The organism is Mycobacterium sp. 1245499.0, assembly GCF_001673615.1.
Classification (GTDB): Bacteria; Actinomycetota; Actinomycetes; order Mycobacteriales; family Mycobacteriaceae; genus Mycobacterium; species Mycobacterium europaeum_A.
Map to the genome: position 1 here is coordinate 1 of NZ_LZMG01000006.1, position 7628 is coordinate 7628.

Genomic DNA, 7628 nt, shown 5'->3' on the forward strand with positions numbered 1-7628 from the left:
CGTCCAGCCCGGTGGGTTCGGGACCGAACATCAACACGTCGCCGGCCCGGTAGCGCACGTCGGCGAACGAGGTGGGCGCGTGCGCGGTGAAGGCGAACACCCGCTGCGGTGACAGCACCGCCCAGGCATCCGCCAGTGACGCGTGCACCGTGACCGACGCCAGGTCGTGGTAGTCCAGCCCGGCCCGCCGCAGCTTGGGTTCGGACAGGTCGAACCCCATCGGCTCGACCAGATGCAATTCGCAGCCCGTCGCCGCCGCCGTCCGGATGGCGTTGCCGGTATTGGGCGGGATCCGCGGCGCCAGAAACATCAGCTTGAACACAACGGGGATAATGGTCGCATGGTCGAGCAGAGCATCTGGATGCAGAAGGTCGCTGCCGATCCCGGCCATTCGCAGTGGTACATCGAACGTTTCCGCGCGATGACCCGCGCCGGCGACGACCTGGCCGGCGAGGCCCGCTTCGTGGACGCGATGGCGCCGCGCGGCGCCCACATCCTGGACGCCGGCTGCGGGCCCGGCCGGCTGGGCGGATATCTGGCCACGGTCGGCCACCGGGTGGTCGGTGTGGACGTCGACCCGGCGCTGATCGAGGCTGCCGAACAGGACTACCCCGGGCCGCGCTGGCTGGTCGGCGACCTGGCCGAGCTGGACCTGCCGTCGCGCGGCATCGCCGAACCGTTCGACGTCATCGTCTCCGCCGGCAACGTCATGGCGTTCCTGGCGCCCAGCACCCGCATCCAGGTGCTGAGCCGGCTCCGCGCCCACGTCGCCGACGACGGCCGCGCGGCGATCGGCTTCGGCGCCGGCCGCGATTACGAGTTCGACGTGTTCCTCAACGACGCGGTCGACGCGGGCTTCGCGCCCGATCTGCTGCTGTCCACCTGGGACATGCGGCCGTTGCGCGACGACTCCGATTTCCTGGTCGCGCTGCTTCGTCCCGCCTAGGATTGCGCGCTCGGCGGTGTTTGCCAGGGGTGGCCGCGCGGGCGCGCCGCCACCTTGGAGGGACCTGTCTGCTCAGTAACGATTCTGGTGGCCCGCGCCGCGGGCTGTCATACTCGTCGGATTGCCACACCTACACGCACACGCCTATCTGGCGCGGGGCGGGCGAAATAAAGCAGGAAGTTTCATGAGCCTCTCGTTTCTTTCAGCGCTCAGCGTCAGCGCAGCGGCCGGTAGTGCGGCCGCGATGACATGACCATGTTCACCCGCCCGACCAACCCGGCCGAGGCGGAAGTCGCCCAGCCCGCGCCGGTGGGCGGGGCGGACGCGGCGCCGGCCAAGCGCCCGCCGTCCTGGTCGCTGACCAACTGGCCGGTCGGCTGGAAGGTGCTGGCGATCGTGCTGGTCCCGCTGACATTGGCGACGGTCTTCGGGGTGCTGCGCATCAATGCCGCCATGGCCAACGCGGCCGGCCTGCGGCTGGCCGCCACCCGCGCCGACGTCGTCCCGGTCATCACCAAATACATGTCCGCGCTCGACGTCGCGCTGCTGGCCGGCTCCACCGGGCGCGACGTCGACGGCGCCAAGAAGAACTACGAGGCGCGCAAGGGCGAACTGCAATCCAGGCTGGACGACACCGACGTCAACTCCGACGTCCGTTCCGGGGTGACCAACCTGCTCGACGGCGGGCAGATGCTGGTCAACAAGGCGGCCGACCCCGCCCTCGGTTTGCGGGAGCGGGTCACCCTCTACGCGCCGATCCTGTTGACCGCCGAGGACGTCATCAACGCCTCGGTGCGCGTCGACGACGAGAAGATCCGCGCCCAGGCGCAGGGCCTGAGCCGGGCGGTGGGCGCCCGCGGCCAGATGACGATGCAGAAAATCCTGGTCACCCGCGGGGCCGAACTGCCCGAGCCGCAGCTGCGGACCTCGATGACCACCCTGGCGGGCACCGAACCCTCGACCCTGTTCGGGATGAGCGAGGTGCTGGGGGCCGGGTCGCCGGAGGCCAAGACCCTGCAACAGCAGATGGTGAGCCGGATGGCGATCATGTCCGATCCGGCCAGCGTGCTGGTCGACAACGCCGACCTGCTGCGTTCGATCCAGACCACCGACGACATCGCCGACCAGGTCATCAAGAACGCGACCGCGTCGGTGACCAAGTCGGTGCACGCCCAGGCCGCCGAGCGCCGCTCGGCCGCGATCACCGACACCGTCCTGGTGCTGGCCGCGATCGTGATCGCGTTGGCGGTCGTGCTGCTGGTCGCGCGGGCGCTGGTGCGGCCGCTGCGCATCCTGCGCGACGGCGCGCTCAAAGTCGCCCACACCGATCTCGAGGAGGAGATCGCCCGGTTGAAAGCCGGTGGGCCCGAACCGATTCCGACCCCGCTACCGGTCTACACCACCGAGGAGATCGGCCAGGTCGCGCACGCGGTCGACGAGCTGCACACCCAGGCCCTGCTGCTGGCCGGTGACGAGGCGCGGTTGCGGCTGCTGGTCAACGACATGTTCGAGACCATGTCGCGGCGCAGCCGCTCGCTGGTGGACCAGCAGCTGGCGCTCATCGACCGGCTGGAACGCAACGAGGACAACCCCGACCGCCTGGACAGCCTGTTCCGCCTCGACCATCTGGCGGCGCGGCTGCGCCGCAACAGCGCCAACCTGCTGGTGCTGGCCGGCGCGCAATTGGCCCGCGACCAGCGCGACCCGGTGCCGCTGGCCACGGTGATCAACGCCGCGGTCTCCGAGGTCGAGGATTACCGCCGCGTCGAAGTCGCCGGGCTGCCCGAGTGCTCACTGATCGGCGCGGCCGCCGGCGGCGCCATCCACCTGTTAGCCGAGCTGATCGACAACGCGCTGCGCTACTCGCCGCCGACCAGCTCGGCGCGGATCTCGGCCTCGCGCGGCGGCTCGGATCCGCAAGGCGGCGTCGTGGTGCGGATCGCCGACTCCGGTCTGGGGATGAACGACACCGACCGGCGGATGGCCAACATGCGGCTGCAGGCCGGGGGCGACGTCAGCCCCGACAACGCCCGGCACATGGGTCTGTTCGTGGTCGGCCGGATCGCGGCCCGGCACGGCATCCGGGTCGGCCTGCGCGGCCCGGCGGCCAACGAGTCGGGCTCCGGCACCACCGCCGAGATCTACCTGCCGCCGACGGTGCTGGCCGGGTCGGCCGTCGCCGAGTCGGCCGCGCCGCGCCACATCCGGGGGGTCTCCTCGCCGAGCGCCAAGCTGGCCAGCGCGACCGCCGCGCCCGCCGACGACGCCGGGCGGCCCGACGGCTCCCTCGAGCCGGCGGCGCGCAGCGCCCCGGACGCGTCCGGGCCGTCGGTCACGTTGCTGCCGCGCCGCAACCCGGGTTCCAGCGGCATCACCGAAGTCCCCGCGCCGCCCGCCGAGCAGCTGCCCCGCCGCCAGCGCCGCGAGCTGGCGACCCCCTGGTGGGAGAGTGCCCCCAAGGCGGCGCCCGCGCCGGAGCCCAAGCCCACACCCGAGCCCAAGCCCGCATCGGCGCCCCAGCCGACACCGGCGCCCGAACCCGCGCCGGCCCGGGCGGCGTCGGACACCTCGGCCTTCTTCGCGGCCCGGTCCCGGGAGGCCGACGGCCGCACGCAGCCCCGGCAGGACCAGCCGGCGCGGCCCGCCCCGGTCGCGTCCATCCCGTCGGCGCCGAAAACGTCGGCGACCCCGGCCGACGACGACGTCATCTACCGGCGGATGCTCTCGGAGATGCTGGGCGACCCGCACGACCTGGTCAACAGCCCCGACCTGGATTGGCAGTCGGTCTGGGACCGGGGCTGGACACTGGCGGCGGCGGCCGAGGACAAGCCCGTCGAAGCGCACACCACCGACCACGGCCTGCCGGTGCGCACCCCGGGCGCCCGGCTGGTGCCCGGCGGCGCCAACGGCGGCGCAGCGGGCGAACCGGCCGAGCCCGACCAGCAGCGCAGCGGCCGATCCCCGTCGCACCGGGAGCCCCAGCACGCGGCCGTCACCCGCGACCCCGAGGCGGTTCGCGCCTCGTTCAGTAACCATTTCGACGGCGTGCGCACCGGACGCTCGCACGCCCGCGACACCGATCAAGGATCCGACCAATAATGAGTTCCCCCGACAAATTCGACAGCGGGTCCCTGGACTGGCTGGTGACCAGGTTCGCCCGCGAGGTCCCCGGCGTCGCCCACGCGCTGCTGGTGTCCGTCGACGGGCTGCCCATCGCCGCCAGCGAGCACCTGCCGCGGGAACGCGCCGACCAGCTGGCCGCGGTGGCCTCCGGGCTGGCCAGCCTCGCCACCGGTGCCGCGCAGCTGTTCGACGGCGGCCAGGTGCTGCAGTCGGTGGTCGAGATGCAGAACGGCTACCTGTTGCTGATGCGGGTCGGGGACGGCTCGCACCTGGCGACGCTGGCCGTGACGTCGTGCGACATCGGTCAGATCGGCTACGAGATGGCCCTCCTCGTCGAACGGGTGGGCGGCGTGGTGCAGTCGACCCGCCGGTCCAGCGTCTCGTGACCCGCGATGGACACCCCCGAGACCTGGCCGGCGCACCGTAAGGGGAACCTGGTCCGCCCGTACACCCTGACGTCGGGACGGACCGACACCAACGTCGACCTTCCCCTCGAAGCGCCGATTCAGGCGCTGCAGGCCGGGCTGGCGCACCGGTGGCCGCCCAACGACGCGAGAGGCAGAATCATCCAACTGTGCGTCGAGCACCCGTCGGTCGCCGAAATCTCGGCCCGCCTGGACCTTCCGCTCGGCGTCGCGCGCGTCCTGGTCGGAGATCTGGTGCTGTCCGGCTACCTTCGGGTGCACAAGACGTTGTCCGAGCGCTCGAGCAGGGATGAGCGCTCCGAACTCATAGGAAGGACACTGCGTGGCTTACGCGCACTCTGAGGTGCAGCCCGACTCCGGCGCCCACGCGTCGACGAAGATCGTGATCGCCGGCGGGTTCGGGGCCGGCAAGACCACCTTCGTCGGGGCGGTGTCGGAGATCATGCCGCTGCGCACCGAGGCGATGCTCACCGACGCCTCGGCCGGCGTCGACGCGCTGGAGGCCACCCCGGACAAGCGGACCACCACCGTCGCGATGGATTTCGGGCGGATCACCCTGGCCGAAGACCTGGTGCTCTACCTGTTCGGCACGCCGGGGCAGCGCCGCTTCTGGTTCATGTGGGACGACCTGGTGCGCGGCGCGATCGGCGCGGTCGTGCTGGTCGACTGCCGGCGCCTGCAGGACAGCTTCGCCGCAGTCGACTTCTTCGAGCACCGCAACCTGCCGTTTCTGGTCGCGGTCAACGAGTTCGACGGCGCTCCCCGCTACCCGGTCGCCGAGGTGCGCGAGGCGCTGACCCTGCCGCCGCATATCCCGGTGATCACCGTCGACGCCAGGGATCGCCGGTCGGCGACCGATGCCCTGATCGCGGTCAGCGAATACGCCCTGGCCAGCCTGTCGGCCAATTGACCGCCCCGTGGGTCGACCGAGAATTCGAGGGCCACGACTTCACTGACGACGACCTCAGCCGGTTGCGGACCGAGCGGGTGGTGTTCACCGAGTGCAACTTCAGCGGTGCCAACCTGGCCGAGTCGCAGCACCGCGGCTCGGCGTTTCGCAACTGCACGTTCCGCCGGACGTCGTTGTGGCACAGCACCTTTTCCCAGTGTTCGATGCTCGGGTCGGTGTTCGTCGAGTGCCGGCTGCGGCCGATCACGTTCGACGAGGTGGACTTCACGCTGGCCGTGCTCGGCGGCATCGACCTGCGCGGCGTCGACCTGAGCGGCTGCCGGCTGCGCGAGGCCGGCCTGGTGGAGGCCGACCTGCGCAAGGCGGTGCTGCGCGGCGCGGACCTGGGGGGCGCGCGCACCGCCGGCGCCCGATTGGACGACGCCGACCTGCGCGGGGCGGCCGTGGATCCCGCGTTGTGGACGACGGCCGCGCTAGCCGGCGCCCGCGTCGACGTGGACCAGGCCGTGGCCTTCGCGCTCGCCCACGGGCTGCGGCTGGACGCGGGGCTCGACGGCTGAGCCATCAGCGGCTGATCGCTCAGCGGGTGAGCCGGATGCGCCACCGCACCAGCGCGGCGTAGCCGACCGTGAGCACCGCGAGCATGGCCATGTCGAACAGCCAGGCCGCCGGCGTGTGCTGGAAGTGGCTGTCCCGCGGGCTCTGCGGGCCGGGTGACACCGTCCACAGGTCGACCGTCGACCCCTGCGCCGCGTACCCCCACCGCGAGGGCACCAGCCAGGACAGCTGATCGAGGAAGATCCGGTGGGTGACCGGCACCATGCCGCCGGAGAGCACCATCTGCATCATCAGCGACACCACCAGCAGCGGCATGATCTGCTCATGGGAGCGCGCCAGCGCCGAGAGCAGCAGGCCCAGCATGGCCGACGCCACGCACGTCGCCGCGACCCCGGCGAACAGCTCGAGCGTGGCCGCGAAACTGGAATGCCCCAGCAGCACCGCCGGCCGCGTCGGCGGGCCCTTGCCCAGCACCACGATCGCCGTGGCGATGGCCGCCTGGATGACCGCGAACGTGCAGAACACCGCGACCTTGGCCAGCAGGTACGCCGTGCTGGACAGGCCGACCGCCTGTTCGCGCCGGAAGATCGGCCGCTCGCCGATCAGGTCGCGGATGGTCAGCGCGGTGCCCATGAACGCCGCCGCCATGGTGAGCAGGGTCAGGATCATCCCCGCCTCGCCGGCCGACTCGCTGACCGGATCGGCGTAGCCGAACCCGACGCTGCCGGGGACCGTCAACGACAGCGCGCCCATCACGAACGGCAGCACCGCCAGGAAGGCGAAGTAGGCCCGGTCGGCGACCACCAGCCGGACCTGGCGGCGGGCGATCGTGGAGAACTGGTGGGGCTTGCTGGTGTGCGCCGGGGTGCCCAGTTCGGCCGGCGCCTCGGTCCGGGTGGGCGGCGGCGGCCTGTTCTGCGCGAGGAAGCGGCGGTTGGCCTCGTCGGGATCGGCGCCCACCTTGGCGAAGATGTGCGCCCAGTTGGTGGTGCCCATGGCCGCGCCGATCTGGCCGGGCGGGCCCAGGTACGCCGTCTTGCCGCCGGGCGCCATCAGCAGCACCTGGTCGCAGACGTCGAGGTAGGTCAGCGAGTGGGTGACCACCAGCACGACGCGGCCGGCGTCGGCGAGCTGTCGCAGCATGGTCATGACCTGTAGATCCAGGGCCGGATCCAGCCCGGAGGTCGGCTCGTCGAGGATCAGCAGCGACGGACCGGTCAGCAGTTCCAGCGCGACCGAGGCGCGTTTGCGCTGGCCCCCGGACAGGTTGTCGACCCGGGTGTCCGCGTGCTCGGTCAGGCCCAGCTCGTCGAGCACCTGGGCGACGACCTGTTCGCGGTCGGCCTTGCTGGTGTCGGGCGGCAGGCGCAGCTCGGCGGCGTAGCCGAGCGCCTGGCTGACGGTGAGCTGGCGGTGCACGACGTCGTCCTGCGGGACCATGCCGATCCTGGTGCGCAGCGACGCGTATTCGGTGTGGATGTCGTGGCCCTCGAAGGTGACCGTTCCCGACGACGGGGTGGCGTACCCGGCGATCAGCCGCGACAGGGTGGTCTTGCCCGCGCCCGACCCGCCGATCAGCGCGGTGAGCGTGCCCGGCCGCGCGACCAGGGAGATCCGCTCCAGCAGGTTCTTGCCGTCGACGCCGAAGTTGACCTCGCGCACCTCC

The 7628-nt window shown here is 71.7% G+C and carries 8 protein-coding genes; 6 read left to right on the forward strand and 2 right to left on the reverse strand.

Annotated features, from left to right (window positions below):
• The coding region (locus tag A5646_RS00120; protein WP_067018930.1) for a tRNA (cytidine(34)-2'-O)-methyltransferase at positions 1-322 on the reverse strand (322 nt) is incomplete at its 3' end.
• Positions 323-340: 18 nt separating this feature from the next.
• Between A5646_RS00120 and A5646_RS00125 the strand changes: the two genes are divergently transcribed.
• The 6 genes from A5646_RS00125 (at position 341) to A5646_RS00150 (ending at position 5964) form a co-directional block, all read left to right on the forward strand.
• Positions 341-946, forward strand: coding sequence for a bifunctional 2-polyprenyl-6-hydroxyphenol methylase/3-demethylubiquinol 3-O-methyltransferase UbiG (locus tag A5646_RS00125; protein ID WP_067018934.1), 606 nt, complete (start codon positions 341-343; stop codon positions 944-946).
• A gap of 249 nt (positions 947-1195) precedes the next feature.
• Positions 1196-4045 carry an ATP-binding protein gene (locus A5646_RS00130; RefSeq protein WP_067018937.1) on the forward strand — a complete coding sequence of 950 codons (2850 nt, stop codon included), beginning with the start codon at positions 1196-1198 and terminating at the stop codon, positions 4043-4045.
• Positions 4045-4455, forward strand: a complete 411-nt coding sequence (locus A5646_RS00135) for a roadblock/LC7 domain-containing protein (protein ID WP_066881809.1) — start codon at positions 4045-4047, stop codon at positions 4453-4455. The genes A5646_RS00130 and A5646_RS00135 overlap by 1 nt, the downstream gene beginning before the upstream one ends.
• Positions 4456-4461: 6 nt before the next feature.
• The gene (locus A5646_RS00140; protein WP_066872185.1) at positions 4462-4836 is read left to right on the forward strand and encodes a DUF742 domain-containing protein; all 375 of its coding nucleotides are present in this window, start codon (positions 4462-4464) and stop codon (positions 4834-4836) included.
• Entirely contained in the window at positions 4817-5404 is a 588-nt protein-coding gene (locus A5646_RS00145; RefSeq protein WP_066872187.1) for an ATP/GTP-binding protein, read from the forward strand. The genes A5646_RS00140 and A5646_RS00145 overlap by 20 nt, the downstream gene beginning before the upstream one ends.
• Positions 5401-5964, forward strand: a complete 564-nt coding sequence (locus A5646_RS00150; RefSeq protein ID WP_066881811.1) for a pentapeptide repeat-containing protein — start codon at positions 5401-5403, stop codon at positions 5962-5964. Before A5646_RS00145 ends, A5646_RS00150 begins: the two co-directional genes overlap by 4 nt.
• Positions 5965-5983: 19 nt before the next feature.
• On the opposite strand, the gene A5646_RS00155 is transcribed toward A5646_RS00150, so the two are convergent.
• On the reverse strand, positions 5984-7628 hold a 1645-nt coding region (locus tag A5646_RS00155), incomplete at its 5' end, for an ATP-binding cassette domain-containing protein (protein ID WP_156749180.1).

Coding starts and splice junctions, on each gene's coding strand:
- A5646_RS00125 (WP_067018934.1), top strand. CDS start 341: ATGGTCGAGCAGAGCATCTGGATGCAGAAGGTCGCTGCCGATCCCGGC.
- A5646_RS00135 (WP_066881809.1), top strand. CDS start 4,045: ATGAGTTCCCCCGACAAATTCGACAGCGGGTCCCTGGACTGGCTGGTG.
- A5646_RS00130 (WP_067018937.1), top strand. CDS start 1,196: ATGACCATGTTCACCCGCCCGACCAACCCGGCCGAGGCGGAAGTCGCC.
- A5646_RS00140 (WP_066872185.1), top strand. CDS start 4,462: ATGGACACCCCCGAGACCTGGCCGGCGCACCGTAAGGGGAACCTGGTC.